This window comes from Acinetobacter sp. NyZ410 (assembly GCF_022828975.1).
Classification (GTDB): domain Bacteria; phylum Pseudomonadota; class Gammaproteobacteria; order Pseudomonadales; family Moraxellaceae; genus Acinetobacter; species Acinetobacter guillouiae.
The window spans coordinates 3,120,804-3,138,447 of the sequence record NZ_CP094620.1; the positions used below are offsets into that span (position 1 = coordinate 3,120,804).

The 17,644-nt window shown below is 37.1% G+C and carries 15 protein-coding genes; 4 read left to right on the forward strand and 11 right to left on the reverse strand.

The window, feature by feature from the left end; all coding sequences use genetic code 11:
* Nucleotides 1-3: 3 nt before the first annotated feature.
* Nucleotides 4-996, reverse strand: coding sequence for a KpsF/GutQ family sugar-phosphate isomerase (locus MTO68_RS14765; protein WP_004822585.1), 993 nt, complete (start codon nucleotides 994-996; stop codon nucleotides 4-6).
* 197 nt (nucleotides 997-1,193) lie between these two features.
* Between MTO68_RS14765 and cysS the strand changes: the two genes are divergently transcribed.
* Nucleotides 1,194-2,615 (forward strand): cysteine--tRNA ligase, encoded by a 1,422-nt coding sequence (gene cysS / locus MTO68_RS14770; RefSeq protein WP_004822587.1) that lies wholly within the window; start codon nucleotides 1,194-1,196, stop codon nucleotides 2,613-2,615.
* Between the two features lie 322 nt (nucleotides 2,616-2,937).
* Nucleotides 2,938-3,558, forward strand: coding sequence for a TetR/AcrR family transcriptional regulator (locus MTO68_RS14775; protein ID WP_004822589.1), 621 nt, complete (start codon nucleotides 2,938-2,940; stop codon nucleotides 3,556-3,558).
* A gap of 46 nt (nucleotides 3,559-3,604) precedes the next feature.
* Here the strand turns inward: MTO68_RS14775 and MTO68_RS14780 are convergent, their stop codons facing one another.
* The 7 genes from MTO68_RS14780 to MTO68_RS14810 all read right to left on the reverse strand — a co-directional run bounded on the left by MTO68_RS14780 (nucleotide 3,605) and on the right by MTO68_RS14810 (nucleotide 11,773).
* Nucleotides 3,605-4,555 (reverse strand): LysR substrate-binding domain-containing protein, encoded by a 951-nt coding sequence (locus MTO68_RS14780; protein WP_244013101.1) that lies wholly within the window; start codon nucleotides 4,553-4,555, stop codon nucleotides 3,605-3,607.
* A gap of 146 nt (nucleotides 4,556-4,701) precedes the next feature.
* Entirely contained in the window at nucleotides 4,702-5,529 is an 828-nt protein-coding gene (locus MTO68_RS14785; RefSeq protein WP_244013103.1) for an NAD(P)-dependent oxidoreductase, read from the reverse strand.
* 182 nt (nucleotides 5,530-5,711) lie between these two features.
* Nucleotides 5,712-6,968: an acyl-CoA dehydrogenase family protein gene (locus MTO68_RS14790; protein WP_244013105.1), complete on the reverse strand. Its 1,257-nt coding sequence runs from the start codon at nucleotides 6,966-6,968 to the stop codon at nucleotides 5,712-5,714.
* A gap of 32 nt (nucleotides 6,969-7,000) precedes the next feature.
* Nucleotides 7,001-8,251, reverse strand: a complete 1,251-nt coding sequence (locus MTO68_RS14795; RefSeq protein ID WP_244013106.1) for an SfnB family sulfur acquisition oxidoreductase — start codon at nucleotides 8,249-8,251, stop codon at nucleotides 7,001-7,003.
* 232 nt (nucleotides 8,252-8,483) lie between these two features.
* Nucleotides 8,484-9,875 carry an LLM class flavin-dependent oxidoreductase gene (locus MTO68_RS14800; RefSeq protein WP_244013108.1) on the reverse strand — a complete coding sequence of 464 codons (1,392 nt, stop codon included), beginning with the start codon at nucleotides 9,873-9,875 and terminating at the stop codon, nucleotides 8,484-8,486.
* Between the two features lie 298 nt (nucleotides 9,876-10,173).
* Complete coding sequence (locus MTO68_RS14805) at nucleotides 10,174-11,082, reverse strand: EamA family transporter (RefSeq protein WP_004822597.1); 909 nt, start codon at nucleotides 11,080-11,082, stop codon at nucleotides 10,174-10,176.
* A 190-nt stretch (nucleotides 11,083-11,272) separates the two neighbouring features.
* Nucleotides 11,273-11,773, reverse strand: coding sequence for a YaiI/YqxD family protein (locus tag MTO68_RS14810; RefSeq protein WP_171066881.1), 501 nt, complete (start codon nucleotides 11,771-11,773; stop codon nucleotides 11,273-11,275).
* A gap of 245 nt (nucleotides 11,774-12,018) precedes the next feature.
* Between MTO68_RS14810 and MTO68_RS14815 the strand changes: the two genes are divergently transcribed.
* A complete protein-coding gene (locus MTO68_RS14815; RefSeq protein WP_244013110.1) occupies nucleotides 12,019-12,948 on the forward strand; it encodes a hypothetical protein in 930 nt (309 codons plus the stop codon).
* A 1,137-nt stretch (nucleotides 12,949-14,085) separates the two neighbouring features.
* Here the strand turns inward: MTO68_RS14815 and serC are convergent.
* Nucleotides 14,086-15,165 carry a 3-phosphoserine/phosphohydroxythreonine transaminase gene (serC, locus tag MTO68_RS14820; protein ID WP_004822607.1) on the reverse strand — a complete coding sequence of 360 codons (1,080 nt, stop codon included), beginning with the start codon at nucleotides 15,163-15,165 and terminating at the stop codon, nucleotides 14,086-14,088.
* A gap of 351 nt (nucleotides 15,166-15,516) precedes the next feature.
* Here serC and MTO68_RS14825 point away from each other — a divergent pair, with 351 nt between their 5' ends.
* A complete protein-coding gene (locus MTO68_RS14825; protein WP_244013112.1) occupies nucleotides 15,517-16,329 on the forward strand; it encodes an AraC family transcriptional regulator in 813 nt (270 codons plus the stop codon).
* Between the two features lie 40 nt (nucleotides 16,330-16,369).
* Here MTO68_RS14825 and MTO68_RS14830 read toward each other — a convergent pair whose 3' ends face one another.
* Together MTO68_RS14830 and MTO68_RS14835 are read right to left on the reverse strand one after the other, a co-directional pair.
* On the reverse strand, nucleotides 16,370-16,966 hold the full coding sequence (locus tag MTO68_RS14830) for a LysE family transporter (RefSeq protein ID WP_004822610.1): 597 nt from the start codon (nucleotides 16,964-16,966) through the stop codon (nucleotides 16,370-16,372).
* Between the two features lie 85 nt (nucleotides 16,967-17,051).
* Nucleotides 17,052-17,462 carry an SRPBCC domain-containing protein gene (locus MTO68_RS14835; RefSeq protein WP_244013114.1) on the reverse strand — a complete coding sequence of 137 codons (411 nt, stop codon included), beginning with the start codon at nucleotides 17,460-17,462 and terminating at the stop codon, nucleotides 17,052-17,054.
* Nucleotides 17,463-17,644: the final 182 nt, after the last annotated feature.

Genomic DNA, 17,644 nt, shown 5'->3' on the forward strand with positions numbered 1-17,644 from the left:
TGATTAATTTACTCCAGCTTGAATCAGGTCATGCATACTAATTACACCAATCACTTTATTGGCATCATCAACGACAATAAATTGACTAATTTTCTTTTCATTCATTTTTTCTAAAGCTTCAACTGCACGTGCTTCTTTAGAAATGGTTGAAGGATTTTGAACCATCACCGCGGAAACAGGCAAGTTCACATCAAAACCTTGCTGTCTATCAATTAAACGGCGTAAATCACCATCGGTAAATATGCCCAATAAGGTGTCATTTTCATCGACAACAGTGGTTAAACCTAAACGCTTATTGGAAATTTCGTACAAAACTTTATTCATAGGTGTATCAGGAAATACTTTAGGTAAATCAGTGCCTGTACGCATCAAATGTTTTACATGTAACAACAGACGTTTACCCAATGCACCAGCAGGATGTGACATTGCAAAATCATCTGCAGTAAAACCACGTGCATCTAATAGCGCCACAGCCAGTGCATCGCCCAATACCAATGTTGCAGTAGTACTTGAGGTTGGCGCTAAACCTAATGGACATGCTTCTTTGATATTTCCAAGTGTCAACGCAACATCTGCATTTTGTGGCATGGGTCCTTTGTCATCACCACTGATGGTAATTAAAGGCACTTCCAAATACTTAATCAGTGGCATCAACATCATAATCTCATCACTCTTTCCAGAGTTTGAAATTGCAATCAACACGTCACCTTTGACCAACATACCCAAATCGCCATGCCCTGCTTCACCAGGATGCATAAAGAATGATGGTGTGCCTGTTGATGCGAAAGTTGCTGCCATTTTCCGCCCAATATGCCCAGATTTCCCCATACCCGTAATCACTAAACGACCTTGGCACTGTAAAATAATTTCACATGCGCGCGTAAAGCGTTCATCAATTTGAGTCGCTAAAATCTCTATGGCATGTTCTTCAATGCGTAAAGTTTCAAGTGCAACTTTTTGAAAATCAACTTGATTTGATTTATTTTCAGGATTCAAAATGGGCTAACCTTAACTCTATAAAGAGTTTTGAATATCGAATGGAATATTTTTGCTATTTTAGCATAGCAATACAATAGGCTGCTTTCCTAAATGTATAAATTTCATTTTCTTAGAAAAATAACGTATAAAACTTTATGAAATATGGAGCTTAGGTTAAGATTAATCATCATTTTGTTGAAGCCTTTAGAAAACCTATGCAACCATTTGTTCTTTACAACTCTGAGCAACGAAAAAAAGTTGAATTTGTTCCCCGTAAAGAAGGACATATCGACATGTATGTGTGCGGTATGACAGTTTATGATTACTGTCATATAGGCCATGCTCGGGTGATGGTTGCTTTTGACTACATTATTCGTTTTTTACGTAGCCAAGGTTGGAATGTTAAATACGTTCGTAACATCACAGATATCGATGACAAAATTATTGCGCGTGCCAATGAAAATAGCGAAAGCATTACAGCTTTGACCGATCGTTTTATCAAGGCGATGAATGACGATGCCGAAAACCTAGGATGCTTAGCACCTGATGAGGCACCACGCGCAACAGATTACATCGATCAAATGCAGAATATGATTGGTAACCTTGTCAATAAAGGCACGGCTTACCCTTCTGCAAATGGCGATGTCTATTTTGAAGTTGAAAAATTTAAGAACTATGGCCGACTTTCGGGACGTAAACTTGACGATATGCAAGCTGGCGCTTCTGAACGTGTTGATGTTGAAGTTGAGAAGAAGCATCCATTTGACTTTGTGCTATGGAAACATGCTAAAGAAAATGAGCCTTCATGGGCTTCACCTTGGGGTAATGGCCGTCCAGGTTGGCATATTGAATGCTCAGCAATGTCAACTTGCTGCTTAGGCAATCATTTCGATATTCATGGTGGCGGTTCAGATCTTTTATTCCCACATCATGAAAATGAAATCGCGCAATCAGAAGCAGCAACAGATGAACAATATGTAAACTACTGGATGCATGTTGGCTTTATCAATGTCGATGGCGAAAAAATGTCTAAATCTTTAGGCAACTTTTTTACCATTCGTGATGTGATGGAGAAATTCCATCCTGAAGTGATTCGTTATTTTATTGTGTCATCACACTATCGTAGCCCTGTAAACTTCTCGGACTTTGCACTAAAAGAAGCAAAAACTACGCTTTCTCGTTTTTATCATGCATTTAAAGCGTATCAACAAGTCTATGGCAATAAAACCACAGACCTGTTAGATGAAACGCTCGTCGAGCGCTTTAATTCAGCAATGCGTGATGACTTCAATACATCTGAAGCAATTGCAGTTTTATTCGAAATTATTAAAGAATTGAATCGTGCGGTTAAAGAAGAGAATGCAGCGCAATCTACGCTTTATTATTCTACGTTACGCCACTTGACCAATATCCTTGGCTTGGTTCAATACAATGTAGATGACTTTTTAAAATCAGACATTGGTCAAGAAGCACTTGGGTTATCCGAAGCTGATATTGAAGATTTCATCCAACAACGTGTAGATGCCAAGAAAAATAAAGACTTTGCCCGTGCAGATGAAATCCGTCAGTCTTTGCTTGCTCAAGGTGTAGTACTGGAAGATACACGTCAAGGTACCATTTGGCGCCGCGCGGATTAATTTCTAAGAGCTTTATTAAAAAGAAAAACCTGATCAAATGATCAGGTTTTTTCGTAAAGTCGTTGCTGACTAAATATGTTTTTAAACGGTACATCTCTTACAGTTTCTTTATATTCATTGTATGACCATACTTAAGTTTAGTTTTATAAATTGTTCGTTGAAATTTTATCTCTCCTAATTTACTTATATAAAAGCTAAATTATTAAATACATTAAAAAAATAAATATTTTATTGAATATGATGGACTATAGTTTTATTGAATCAGCAAAATAGCTGATATACTCTGAGTCCAGTTCTTCATCAGCGGTTTTGGATCAATAGAATGAGTTCAGTGCGCCAACAGAATTTTCTTCTTCGCAAAGAGAAAATTTTAGCAATGGCAGAAACCTTATTGCTTGATAATAATCAGGATATTACGTTAAGTGAGCTTGCTGCTGAACTTGATATCGCAAAAGGAACAATCTATAAACATTTTAAAAGTAAAAACCAGCTGTATCTTGAACTGATTATTTTGAATGAAAAACGACTTTTAGATATTTCTAAAGCCTATCATCACGATATTAAAATCTATGTATCCGAATACATGTTATATAACATGTTAAATTCGAATCGAACAATTTTACTGCATGTGATTGAAGAGCGTTTAACCAATAATGAACGTAAACTCAAAGACTTATTCGAAGAACTTTATAGCATACGTGAGCAACGTATTCTAGAAATTAAAGATCTTTTCGGAGCACATCTCAAAGCCTTAAACAGTAGTATGTCAATCCGCGATTACTTGTCTTATATCTGGACAGTGACTTATGGCGCATCATTATTGTTAAATTCTACGCACTATCAAAAGTCTATTGGCTCTCGTGAACGCTTAATCAAACTCTATGTTAATCAAGCATTGATGACACCTGATAAGCTAACCGATTCAGAGCATCAAGCGAATTAATCTTAAAAGGATAACTGTTCTTAAGCTATTTAGTTTAAAAAATCCTCTAAACTTCAGGCTGATCGCCATGGCTTAATAACTGACTGGGTAGAGGCATGGAGTTCACCTGACTAAAAATCTCATAACACATATGTCTTAACCACTGATGGCTGGTTTTATGGTGACATGACATATGCCAATACTGCTTAATCGAATAAGTCGGAAACGAAATTGGTGCTGGAAAAATTTGTAAGTTTCCTCGTGACAACAAGACTTCGCTCAAATAATAAGGAACGGTTGCAATCGAGTCTGTATCTTGCACCACCAAGCCAACACCAAGATAACTCGGGATACGCATCAATACATTACGCTTTAAGTCCAAATTTAACAGCTCATTGGCGATGTGATAATGCCCCACACCCGCATCAATATCGATGTGTGATTCACTCAAATACTGCCCAACGGTCATGCTTTGTTGAGTTAATCGTGGATGATCTTTAGATGCAATCACCACATAAAATTGTTCGAATAATTTTTGTTGATAGAAACCATTTTCTAATTGCGGTAAAAAACCAATCGCCAAATCAATTTCGCCATTTGCCATCTGATAACTGGTTTCAGAAGTGATAGCGCGAACATTTAATTTGACATGTGGTGCATGTGCTTTGAGATATTGAGATATTTTAGGCAATAAAACTAAGTGAGAAACATCCGTCATCGCAACTGTAAATTGTTGCTGAGATGCTGTTTCATCAAAATCCACACTAAAATTATTAATAATTTCAACTTTACTCAGTGCTTCACTGATCAAAGGATAAAGTTGTTTAGATAATTCTGTAGGCACCATTTCATTACCAATCCGTAAAAATAACGGATCGTTATAATGAACACGAATTTTGTTCAGAATATTGCTTACTGTAGGTTGGCTCATCGCTAAATGATCTGCGGCAACAGAAACACTTTTAAACTTGTAGATATAGTAAAAAATACTGAGCAACTTACAATCTAACTCATACACGAAATTACATCTCACTCATTTTTTAGATTCAATATTATATCTTCTGCTTTTTTATAAAAATTTCCAATGTTTTAATGTACCGATTTTAAACAATCAAACCAGGATTTTAAAATCGGTACGGATTATTGGCGCGATCCGCTCAGCAATTATTCTTTAACAAACAAATCAACCATCAACTCATCCTCAGAATCAGCATAGCGATATTCAGAAAAATCTGTAATACCCGACTCTCGTAGGATTTCTTCATCAATCAACAAACGTCCTGTTAAAGCACGTTTCTCACTGTTTAAAATACGATAAGCGGCGTCTGCCATAATGTTCGGTTTACGAGCTCTGCTAAATAATTGCTTACCGCCTAAAGAAAACTCAATTGCAGCTGTGGCAATAATCGTTCTTGGCCATAGTGAGTTTACACTCACTCCATAACTGGCAAACTCTTGATTCATTCCTAAAGTCAGCATACTCATGCCATATTTAGTAATGGTATAAGGTGCATAGCTGGCAAACCATTTTTCATCCAAGTTTAACGGCGGTGAAAGATTTAAAATATGTGGATTGTCACTGTTTTTTAAGTACGGTAACGCAGCTTGACTACATACCATCACAGCACGTGTATTAATCTGATACATTAAATCGAAACGGTTTGGATTAAGCGTCTCTACGCCAGACAGTTTAATCGCACCAGCATTGTTAATTAAAATATCAATTCCACCGAAATGTGCTGCTGCTTGTTTCATGGCAAGCGCAACTGCATCTTGATCACGTACATCCAGTTGAAGTGCTAAAGCTTGACCACCTGCCGCCTCAACTTCTTGAGCAACAGTAAAAATCGAGCCTCCTAATTTAGGATGCTCTTGTGTAGATTTTGCAGCAATCACAATGTTCGCACCATCTTGTGCAGCTTTTAGTGCAATCTCTCGCCCTATTCCTCGGCTTGCACCAGTAATAAAAAGTGTTTTTCCTTTAAGCGACATGATTTCCTCGTTGTATTTGTTTTTTGCTGTACTAATCTACTTAACTTTGTTTTCTCCTCATAGTACCAAATCCGCCATTTTGTATACTCATGAGTACAATAATTATTGTTCTTTATGGTCTTTATAAAAATCAAAAGCTTGCATAAGCAAGCCTTGGACTAAAGGTGGTTAAAATTTAAATTCTAGGCAGCGCCAACTTTTGGGCTTGTTCCAATTTGCCAAACAAAAGGCAATGGTTCGCGATTGACTTCCCAATCACCAATCACTTTTTCCTTATATACGACTGGATTATGTGAAGATACGACCCGCGCATTGCGCCAGAAGCGATCAAGTTGTTTTGTGGTTGTACTTGCAGATGCGCCAAGCGCATTAAATAACTTACTGGTTAAATCCAAGACTAAATCAGAAATAACCACCTGCCCTTGTGCCGCTTCTAATTCAGCATCATTATTTGCTTGAATATTTTTTACTTCGGATTCACTAAAGTGACTGATATATGCACACTGCAAAGCCTCTGCAGTTTGTGTGGTAATGCTTTCACTCGCATAGGCTTGTGCAGAAGCTTTACCAATTACCTGTAAAATCTGTGGATCATTACGTACTAAATCTGCATTGCCATGACTAAAAATACGATCACGCTTTTGTACTTCATGAATAAATGTAGCAACTGCTGACTGTGCAATCCCTGATAAGGTTGCCAAATGAATGACTTGGTAGAACGCAGTCTGATATTTAAAACGTTGCTCAAAAGGCAAAATATGGTCTGCTTCGATTGCAACATTGCTTAACGTTAAGGTGCCACTTCCCGTGGTTTTTTGACCGAAACCATCCCAATCATCCTGTACTTCAACTCCAGAAGCATGTCGAGAAATCGCAGCAATAACATGCTGATCCGTACGTTCATCATAGGCAAATAAATCAACCCAATCCGCAAAGATTGTGCCTGTTGAATAGTACTTTTTTCCATTGACCAGCAATTGATTATTATTTTGAGTTACTCGGGTAATCACATCACCAATTTTTACATGACCGATTTCAGTCCATGCATTCCCCACCAAATCCCCTTGCACAAAACGTTTAAACCATAATTCTTGGTTCTTAAACTTATGTGCATTTAATCGATCTTCAACAAAAGCGAAATGCCCCCGCAATGCTTGCACAATATTTGAATCGGCCTTTGCAAGTTCAGTGAGCAATTGAAATAACTGAGGTAAAGACACTCCATCTCCACCAAACTTGACTGGTACACGTAATGCACCAAAACCCGCATGTTTTAACCAGTCTATTTGCTCATACGGTAATATACGCTGTTGCTCGCGTTCAACGACACCTTGTGCAATTTTTTCAAAAATTGCACGATATTTTGATGCAACCTTTTCATAATCTGCTGAGATTGATAAATCTTCAATAAAACGGTTTTGAATATCTAAGTTACCCATTTTTTCTCTCCATCTGTTGGTTATTTTTATTCTTAACTCCACGCATGGCGTGGTAAGTGAATGTTATTGAGATAATAATTACCGACTAAATTAAATTTCCAACGTACAGGATCATGCAAAGTATGAGTACGGGCATTACGCCAATGACGATCTAAATTTAATTCAGACAATGTTGAACGAGTACCTGATAATTCAAATAATCTATTTGAAGCCAGAATGGCAATTTCAGTTGTTAATACCTTGGCTTCTGCAACCAGTAATGCCGCCTGATTAGCATTCTCCTCAGATGGTTCGGCAATTGCTTGATCAATTGCATCACCAGCCAAGTCTAAAACAGCTTCGGCTGCACGTAATTTGATTTTTAACTCCCCTATACTTGCAATGGTATACGGATCATCGCTGGCTTTTTCTAAACCTGAGTCAATCCAAGGGCGTGAATGTAAGCGTACATATTGAATCGTTTCATCAATTGCACCACGAGCAATACCCGCATCTACTGCGGCTTGAATAAATTGAGAAATCGCACCTGCTGCTGTAGGTCTTTCAAAGGCTTTGTGAATCGGCACAATATATTTTTCATCGACTTGAACTTGTTTTAGTAACACAGTTCCACTCGCTGTAGTTCTTTGTCCAAATCCAGACCAATCATTGACAATTTCCAGACCTGTAGTGGTTCGTGGCGTTAAGGCAACCACAGGCAGCCCATCTTCATTAACTGCTACGACAGGTACCCAATGTGCCAATAAAGCCCCTGTAGCAAAGAATTTTTGACCATTAATTTCATAACCTTGGGATGTTTTATGTATTTTGGTTTCTAAGTCAGCAACGGTCTTGCTGCCTTTTTCTGAAAACGCATTGCCTAAACGTCGACCTTTTAAAATTTCAGCAAAGAAAAATTGTTGCTGTTCAAGACTGGCATCTAAACGGAGATGCTCAATAAAAGCCCAATGATTTTGTGCAATTTGCCCAAGCGAAGGGTCTACACTAGAAATGATCTTCACCACTTCGGCTAAAGTACGATATTTCACTTCAGCTCCACCAAATGCCTGAGGAATATTAATTCCCCATAAACCACTTTGTGAATAGAGCCGTATCTCTTCAAGCGGCAAACGACGTTCATAATCACGTTGTGATGCCTCTTTGGCAAATTCTTTGGCCAAATTTTTCGCCACTTGAATAGCTTCCGCATCTGATTGAATAACATGTGCATCATGATTCAATTCAAAAAATTGCAAAGGAACCGCTGTCTGAGAAGAAAAGTTTTTTTGGTTTAAATCAGTCATTGTTGTTACTCTTTTAAATAAGCATGGATTTAAACTAGCACTATTTTTTTATACTATTTATATGAATAAATGCATTTATTATTCAAAACAAAATCATAAATTTATCATTAAAATTCATAACTATTAAAATCATAAAAAAAGCCCACATAATGTGGACTAATTTCTAACGGATAAGCACAATCAATATGCAATAAACAATTATTTTAGATGCTTATTTAAAATTGGACTTAGACTAACTTGCTTGCGCTAAGCTATTCTTATTGTCTTTGCGATATTGTGCGCCTCGATGATTCTCTGGCAAATAAGCACTTTGTTGAAATAGTTTTTCTCGTAAAGTCCCCTGACGATATTCTGTTTGATAAACACCACGGCGTTGTAGCTCAGGTACAATGAAATCTACAATATCAATAAAAGTTTGATGAGCAAGAATATAAGCTAAATTAAAACCATCGACATCGGTATCTTCTACCCATTGTTGTAACTCATCAGCGACCGTTTGGGCTGAACCAACCAATACAGGGCCATTTCCCCCCACACTATTCCAATGGGCAATTTCTTCAATGGTCCAAATACGCTTAGGATCTGCATTGACATAAGCATCTAACATCGATTGAATCGCATTGGTTTCAATATACTCAACTTTATCATGCGGTTGATACTGTGAAAAATCCACACCAGACCAACCAGACACCAAAGTTAAAGCACCATCATAACTTCCATAAGACTGATATTCTTTAAATTTCGCCTGTGCCTTTTGATCCGTTTCATCCGTTACAATTGACAATAAGGTATAAATTTTAACCGCATAAGGATCTCGCCCTTCCTGTTTTAATTTTTCACGAATACTTTGAACAATTTTCTTAGCTGCTATTTTTGACGGTGGCGCAATAAAAATACATTCGGCATTTTGACTTGCAAATTTTTGTCCCCGAGCTGACGCACCTGCTTGGTATAGCACAGGTGTGCGTTGTGGTGAAGGTTCACAAATATGAATACCGGGGACTTTAAAGTATTTCCCCACATGTAAAATGGGATGAACTTTTGTATGATCAGCAAAGATTCCAGACTGCTTATCTCTTAAAACAGCATCATTTTCCCAAGACCCTTCCCACAGCTTATACAGCACTTCTAAATACTCATCGGCAACATCATAGCGATCATCATGATTTAATTGCGTAGTTAGCCCCAAGTTCTTAGAACCACTTTCCAAATAAGAGGTGACAATATTCCATCCCACCCGACCTTTGGTAAGATGATCTAATGTACTGATTCTTCGTGCAAAAGGATAAGGATGTTCAAATGAGATTGATGTAGTTACACCGAAACCTAAGTTCTGTGTTACCGCAGCCATCGCTGGGACAATTTGCAAAGGATCATTGACCGGGACTTGTACTGCACCTGTTAATGCATGTTCTGCACTGTGGTGGTAAACATCATATATCCCGAGTACATCCGCAATAAAAATGCCATCAAACACGCCCTTTTCCAAAATTTTAGCGAGATCAGTCCAATACTCAATATCTTTATATTCTGTCGAACGATCTGAAGGATGACGCCATAAACCAGGAGATTGGTGGGCAATACAATTCATTTCAAAGGCGTTAAAGCGGATCTGCTTCGTCATTTCTCTTCAACTCATTTTGGTTATTATTTTTATCCTATGCCATTTATCTTTATTCTTTTATCTCAATATCTTCAATTATTATCATGATTGCTTTTATCTAAAATAGTGAAGTAAATATACTATTTTATACAAAGTGCTTTATTTAAAATAACTCATATTGGCTTTCATCATTTTGTAAGTAGCATGATTAACTTAGTATAAAAATTAAAAACACATCTTATTTAAAAAGCATGAATCCAAACTTAGTTTAAGGTTAATCACTCAGGATAAAATCTAAAAACAAAAGAAAAATTCGATGCTAATTTTCAATCTTTTTAGCCAGCAATTGACGTGCTTTAAAATCTTTATAGAAGTATAAAATTAGTCCAAAGATCAAAACCGCCGCACCAATAAACACACTCATTGTCGGTTTTTCATTATTGAGCATCGCACCTAAAAACATGGCAATCATCGGGGTCATCACAGTCGTCAATGATAAAGTCGTGGCTTTAATATTTTGCACCAATTTAAAATAACAAAACATCGCCAGTAATGAAGCCATCAATACGGTATAAATCAACGCCAATAATGATTTGGTTTCGGGAATATGCGTAGGTGCATACTGCCAAATAAAAGGAATAATACACATTGCAGCCAGCGTAGAAACCAAGATTGAACCTGTTGCTTGCGCCATCGGAACAACATCTGCATTTACTTTTTTTACCCAAAAGATCGAAAAAGCATAGGTAAATACACTCATCAACATCAACAAGATTCCAACAGGATGCACATGTTGACTTGCCCCACTACTGGTACAAATAATGGCTAGGCCAATAACAGCAACCAGCATCCCAAGCCATTGAATCCCCAATAATCTTTGACCAAAAACAAAACGACCAATAAGCCCTGCCATAATTGGAGCTAATCCAAACATCAAAGCAATAATACCTGAACTTAAATAACTGGTCGCAGCATAGGTAAAAATTTGCGAACCAATCAGACTAAATGAGCCGGCTAAATAACTATGTAAAGCAATTTTATTGAACGGTAATTTAACTTTTAAAATCAGCAATAGAATTAAAGCAATCGGCAAGGCGATAAAAAACCGCAAAACCAAAGCCCACATCATATGTAAATCTGCCACACTCCATACAATTGCCAAAGGCGTACTTGCCCAAATGAAGACCAATAAAATATAAGTCGTCATCAGGTTGGATTTGGAGGGCATATAGATTCCTAAATGACTGCTGGATGTGAATTAAAATGTGCTGGGTTTAAAAATGAATTTCTACATTGATCTTTGCAAATTCAATTAAATCTTAATCACGCAACGTGAAGATCTATTGAAAAGCAAGATCGAGTCATTCAAAAGGTGGAAAAAATCAGTCGCAGATGATTATTCAAAGCATGAATTAAACTTATATCGAAGTCTTACGTTTCTGCTTGAGAATGGTTTGGTCTAAGCTACTCGAAAACTCACGTTTATCACGCTCAGAAATCGGTGGTGGCCCACCTGTTTGTACACCTGCACCACGCAAAGTATCCATAAAATCACGCAAATGTAGGCGAGCTTTGACATTGGCTGAAGTGTACACCTCTCCACGTGGGTGAATTGCCACACCACCCTTTTCAATGACCTGTGCCGCTAAAGGGATATCCTGAGTAATCACAATATCATGCTCACCCATCCGATCAACAATTTCTTGGTCAGCTTGATCTGCACCCGACATTGCTTGAATTGAGTTGATCCGTACAGACGGCGTAATGCCCACAGGCTGATTTGCAACAAAAGTAACTTCTAATTGATAACGGTCTGATGCACGTAAGATCACTTCACGAAGAATTTTAGGTAAAGCATCTGCATCGACCCAAAGTTTAAATGGCAGCACACAACATCTCTGATAAAGATTTTTCAACATTTTAGCAAAATGCCGCTTCGCTGTCCTATGCATATTCTTTTATTTATCGTGCAAATCTTTAACGACTTTCAGATTCAATCAAATTTTGCATCTCGCTTTTGGTGATTAAAAGTACAATTTCGGGCGTGGTTTATAGCAATTGAGTTTAATATTCTGGTTTTTCTTATGATTTTACATTTCAGGACTTGAAATCTAGCAATCACCCTCGATTTAATAGCATAAGAGAGGCATTTAAAATCGTGAAAATGAACAATCAAAACAGACCTGAAACAATTATCATAGAAGATCAGAATTTTGGTAGCCATGTCGAACATTGGAGTCTATTGACTGAAAATCCAACGTCCGAAGTGCCCAAATGGTTAGGTTTGGCTTTGGATGCACCAGTGATGCCCATGGGGCTTTGTTCAAAAGAATGCGATATGGATGTATCAACTTGGTTAATCCAAGGTCCAAGCGGTTCTTCTGTACAGCTCTGTCAAGTGATTGATGTTGAGAATAACAAACCTAAAGCTGTAAAAACGGCTTTCCCAAGTTTTGAAAGTCCCTATCAATTAAATGCTTCTATTGACCGTATTATTACCTGTAAAACCAATACTCAAGCAGTACTTAGCTTAAAAGTAGGAACAAATAGCGTAGTTTATGCATTTGACAGCTTGTACAGTGTAAACGGCCATCAATATTTGCAAGATCAGCAATATAAAGTTCAACTGAATGCATGGGCCTATGAACTTGAAAAAGTTTCTGACCATGAACAAATTATTGTTGATGATCCTGCTTCAATCAAACACCATCGTGCATTAAACGATATCCTGTCACAAAATAATGGTATTGCACCTGAGAACCTTCAAGAGCAAATTGATGCATGGGAAGCGAAGTCAGAAGATGATAAAGCGCCTGTTACTGTCGATTTTTCTAAAATGGTGGCATACCTCTATGGAGAAACGCTAGGGCAAGAGGATGAAGCTTGGTTTCAAGGTAAAGTGGTCGGTAAAACTCAAATGCAGTTTATGCAACAAGACTATACCCTTTATGATGTGACTTTAATTCTTGAAGAGAACCAACCCGCAATCTTAGTCCGTATCGCAACCAAGGATCTTGCTTTCAAAAATTTTGAAATTGGACAATATATTCGCGGTAATATCTGGATTCAAGCAAACATTTATTCTGCTGCTTGATTCAAAAAACACATGATCAGCATGATGGAAAACCCATCATGCTTTTTTATTACATGTTTTGTAACATTTCTATTATATCTAAATAGATCCCTTCACTTTTTATCTTTTTGAATTCAAATTTACCAGTTATCCACAGTTTAAATTCAAAATTAAATAATAAGCCCTTTTTAAAACTATTTAAGTTGAAGAATATCGCCTGTTTATTTAAATAATAAATACATTCCCCTATTTGAAAAATCCCAAGAAAACGAATTTAAAAATAAATTTAAAAACAGCAGCTTAAGCATAACAATTAAACCAATAAATATCATGATCTTGTTAAAAAATAGACTTCGTTTTTATACCTAAATCGGATTATTATCCATATAAAGACTAAAAAATAGTCAAGTTATCCACAATCTATCCACAAAACCATGATTATAAATTCATAATATTTTTATTGATCGGGAGATAATAAAAGCCGCAACATATTAATAATGTAATTTAGCACTTTATTTAACCAGTCAATTATGTTAAAAATACGACGAACCAATAGGATTTAAACAATAATTTAAAAATCTAGGCTCAGTAATGAAAATTATACCTGAACAATCGACTAGTCTAATCAATCAAGTTAGTGGTTTTCACTTACGCTTGGATAAAGGAGCCTGCTGCTTTTTTGTTCTAGGTATGTTTTTAGCTGCAATGATGATCCATATATTAGGCATATTCCCGACGACTTAATGTTTTACGACATTTATCTCACATAAAAAAATCCCTCACTCTGGAGGGATTTTTTTATGTCTAAGACTTTAGGGTCTGTTGACAATTCGTCTACGTTTGCGACTACGTGTGCTTTTTAGGCGATACTAGGCACGAAATACGAAATTTAGTCATTCTAAATAAGTAGTTCGTAACGACGTAGCGGCAAAAAACACGCTAGTCCCGAAGGGTTGTGGCTAAAATTATCTCAGCCTTCGTTATGAAACTCGAAAATAGTCTCGCTATTCTCTTCGTTTCATGCCTTGCCTGCTCAATTTTAACCTACAACGCAAGCCATTTATGAAATGTCTACAGACCCTAAGTTCCCCTCCCCTGTTTATTCAATCAAGGAAAAATTAAGGTCCTGTTCAACTACATAAATGTTTTGAAGTGAGATTAGCCGTTACGTTGAGCAAAGTCATCCATAAAGTTGACAAGTGCTTGTACGCCTTCCAAAGGTACAGCGTTATAAATACTTGCTCGCATACCACCCACTGAACGATGACCAGCAAGATTGAGCAAATGATTTTCTTCAGCTTCTTTCAAGAATAATTTATCCAATGCTTCATCTACCAATGTAAACGGTACATTCATGATTGAACGGTTTGGAAGTGCGATCGGGTTATTATAAAAATCACTAGAATCAATATAACCATATAGCAGTTTAGATTTTTCAAGGTTGGTTTTATACATTGCGTCTACACCGCCCTGCTCAAGTAACCATTCAAAAACCAAACCAGACAAATACCAAGCATAAGTTGCTGGCGTATTCACCATAGAATCATTCTTTGCTTGTGAACCATATTTTAACAAGCTTGGAATTTCAGGTTTTGCTTGATCCAATAAATCATCACGAACGATCACAAGAGTTAAACCTGCTGGACCAATATTCTTTTGTGCTCCAGCATAGATCAAACCAAACTTAGATACGTCTAATGGTGCAGATAAAATACTTGATGAAAAATCAGAAACTAAAGGTTTATCTGTTTCTGGAATATTGGCAAATTGAATACCGCCAATTGTTTCATTTTCAGCATAATGGACATAAGCCGCATCGTCTGACAAATTCCATGTACTTTGCTCAGAAATTGCAAGCTTTCCATTGATGCTTGTTGCCGCTTCAACGATATTGATATCGCCATAACGTTGCGCTTCTTGAGTGGCTTTTTCTGACCAAATCCCAGTATGGATATAATCAGCTTTAGAATTTTTACCCAATAAATTGAGTGGAATTGCAGAAAACTGAAGTGATGCACCACCTTGTAAGAACAATACTTTATAGTTCTCTGGAATGTTCATCAATTTACGTAAGTCTGCTTCTGCTTTTTCAGCGACAGCCACATAGTCTTTGCTACGATGGCTCATTTCCATGATGGATAAGCCTTTACCATGCCAATCCAATAACTCAGCCTGAGCTTTTTCTAAAACGGCAGTAGGTAATGCAGCAGGACCAGCACAGAAATTGTACGCGCGCATGATTTTTCCCTTTTTAAAAGTGAAACGAATGAAATAGGCGCATTTAACCACAAATCGACCTTTCATGCAGTAGCTTTGTCAGTCAATATTTCAATATGTTTAGAGATTTAGAGTTGATAATTCAATTAACTATCGATATTGAGAGAAGCAAAATATTCTAGTTAGACTGCTCATTGATATTTTTAAACACAACGCTAAAACAATGACTTGTTATCTACCTGCTTTTCTAGCTGACTGCACAAGACTAGAACATTCGTTACGCATAACCATATACCAATAGAAAACTCAATTTATCAGCTGAACTCAGTTATAATTTATCCAGCTTAAACTTTATTCATTGGTAGATGTTCAATGCCAGCATCAAATCATCAGGATTGGATTCGCACAGCATCGGAAACAGATCGATTTGAACGTATCGAAGCATTTTTTAATGATCATGCCTATGAACCACATCGGCATGATACCTATGCCATTGGTCGCACACTTTCAGGCGTTCAAAGTTTTCATTATCAAGGTGTCATGCAACATAGCCAGCAAGGTATGACCATGGTGCTGCATCCTGATGAAAAACATGATGGTGAATCAGGTACTCAAGATGGTTTCCGCTATCGTATGGTGTATATAGAACCTGCAAAAATTCAATCTATTTTAAAGGGTAAACCTCTCCCCTTTATCCAACACGGGATCAGCACAGATCCTCGATTATTTAAAGCCACCAATACTTTTCTACAAAGCATCGAAAATCATATGGAAGTCTTGGAAGAAGAAGATGCGCTGTATGATCTGGCCATGGCTTTAAATGAAATTTCTGTTCAACCATTATCACAACGACTAAGTTTTGATTATCGTGCAGCAGAACAAGCTCGAGAATTTATTCATGCTGTATCTGAACAAAATATCAGCTTGGATGATTTAGAAAAAAATATTGGACGCGACCGTTGGAGTTTGTCACGCGACTTTCGTTTATTGTTTGGAACCAGCCCACATCGTTATTTAACCATGCGGAGGCTGGAAAAAGTTAAAATCAATTTAATCAAAGGGGCTTCTTTGGTTGCGGCGGCAACAGATGCTGGATTTTATGATCAAAGCCATATGACCCGACATTTTAAACAAGCGTTTGGGCTCAGCCCTGCGCATTGGAAAAAGATCAATCACTTGCCTTAGGCGTAAAATACATACAGATTCATTTCAAACTGGTGCTTCATCACAGCAAATTCATTCCTATAATAAAATCGCGTAGCATTCCAAGCCCTGTAACAATCAGTATGATTGCCATAATTTTATTTAAATAATTAAACCATTTAGGATCAGAAATTTTATCTCCTAAAAACCTGCCCGCCAAAGCATATACAAATGGCGCTCCAGCAGCACCCATTGAAATGATCAAAGATACAACGAAAATCATCACGCCTGTAATTTTAGCAGCAGGATACATAATTGTCGTGACGGGTAAAATAACCAGAATCCCTTTAGGGTTAAATAATTGAATTAAGAAACCATTTAAGAAGCTCAGTTGATGTTCGGCTTTGTCAGTACTTTCTAAATAGGCTGTCAACATTTTAACAGCCATATAAAAGGTATACACCGCCCCAACCAAAGAAATATAGTGTAGCCAGTGGTGAGGAATAACAGCCTCACCAACATAGCCCAAGGTCAGAAATAGAAATAACATTGCACAACCCACCCCAATGAAAAAACCGATGGATTGTTTAAGCTGCCCAAGCAGTCCTGAATTCAATCCAATGAAATTTACAGGACCGGGGCTATACATCACACTCAAGGTATAAAGAAAGATTTCCACAACAACACTCAACTTTGATCTAAACGAATTTCAGAAACTCAAAGTAAATCTGTGGAAATGTTTTGTATTGTACGTTTGTGCAGAACTAAACTTTATTTTCTACATAGCGTGCAAAATTATCTAAAATTGCTTGCCAACCTGCTTGCTGTTGTTCAATCGGATAGATCGTTTCAGGATCAAAACTAATTCTCACCACAACAGCATCATTTTTCTGTGCAAATTGAACTTCAGCATTTCGCTCGCCAAAAGAATAGGCAATTTTTTTATGGGGAATAATTTCAGTATATGTGCCCGCAAAATCAAAGCCCATACTGCCATCTTTGGCTTCCATACGATTTGAAAATTGACCACCCACACGTAAATCGTTTTTAGAGTTAACTGTATGCCAATCCGCTGAAGCGGTATTCCATTGCTGTATATCCTCAGGATTATTATAAATATCCCAAACCAATTCAATTGGCGCTGTGACCACAGACTCAACGGTAATTCTTGCCATTTTTATTCTCCCTAGATATATTTTGAGATTCAATTTATTGATTGAATTATCATAGTTTTGATTATAATTTAATCGGGTTTATACTGATGATCGAAACTACAAAAACCACACATATTAAAGTATACATTTAGATTATTTATTCTAGTCATTCAAGGTTAGAATAGTCTCAAATTTAAACAAAT

Excerpts from the sequence above, each read along its gene's own strand:
- MTO68_RS14785 (WP_244013103.1), bottom strand. The coding sequence starts at position 5,529 with ATGTCGCTTAAAGGAAAAACACTTTTTATTACTGGTGCAAGCCGAGGA.
- MTO68_RS14825 (WP_244013112.1), top strand. The coding sequence starts at position 15,517 with ATGCCAGCATCAAATCATCAGGATTGGATTCGCACAGCATCGGAAACA.
- cysS (WP_004822587.1), top strand. The coding sequence starts at position 1,194 with ATGCAACCATTTGTTCTTTACAACTCTGAGCAACGAAAAAAAGTTGAA.
- MTO68_RS14790 (WP_244013105.1), bottom strand. The coding sequence starts at position 6,968 with ATGGGTAACTTAGATATTCAAAACCGTTTTATTGAAGATTTATCAATC.
- MTO68_RS14805 (WP_004822597.1), bottom strand. The coding sequence starts at position 11,082 with ATGCCCTCCAAATCCAACCTGATGACGACTTATATTTTATTGGTCTTC.
- MTO68_RS14835 (WP_244013114.1), bottom strand. The coding sequence starts at position 17,462 with ATGGCAAGAATTACCGTTGAGTCTGTGGTCACAGCGCCAATTGAATTG.
- serC (WP_004822607.1), bottom strand. The coding sequence starts at position 15,165 with ATGCGCGCGTACAATTTCTGTGCTGGTCCTGCTGCATTACCTACTGCC.
- MTO68_RS14800 (WP_244013108.1), bottom strand. The coding sequence starts at position 9,875 with ATGACGAAGCAGATCCGCTTTAACGCCTTTGAAATGAATTGTATTGCC.
- MTO68_RS14775 (WP_004822589.1), top strand. The coding sequence starts at position 2,938 with ATGAGTTCAGTGCGCCAACAGAATTTTCTTCTTCGCAAAGAGAAAATT.
- MTO68_RS14810 (WP_171066881.1), bottom strand. The coding sequence starts at position 11,773 with ATGTTGAAAAATCTTTATCAGAGATGTTGTGTGCTGCCATTTAAACTT.
- MTO68_RS14815 (WP_244013110.1), top strand. The coding sequence starts at position 12,019 with ATGAACAATCAAAACAGACCTGAAACAATTATCATAGAAGATCAGAAT.
- MTO68_RS14795 (WP_244013106.1), bottom strand. The coding sequence starts at position 8,251 with ATGACTGATTTAAACCAAAAAAACTTTTCTTCTCAGACAGCGGTTCCT.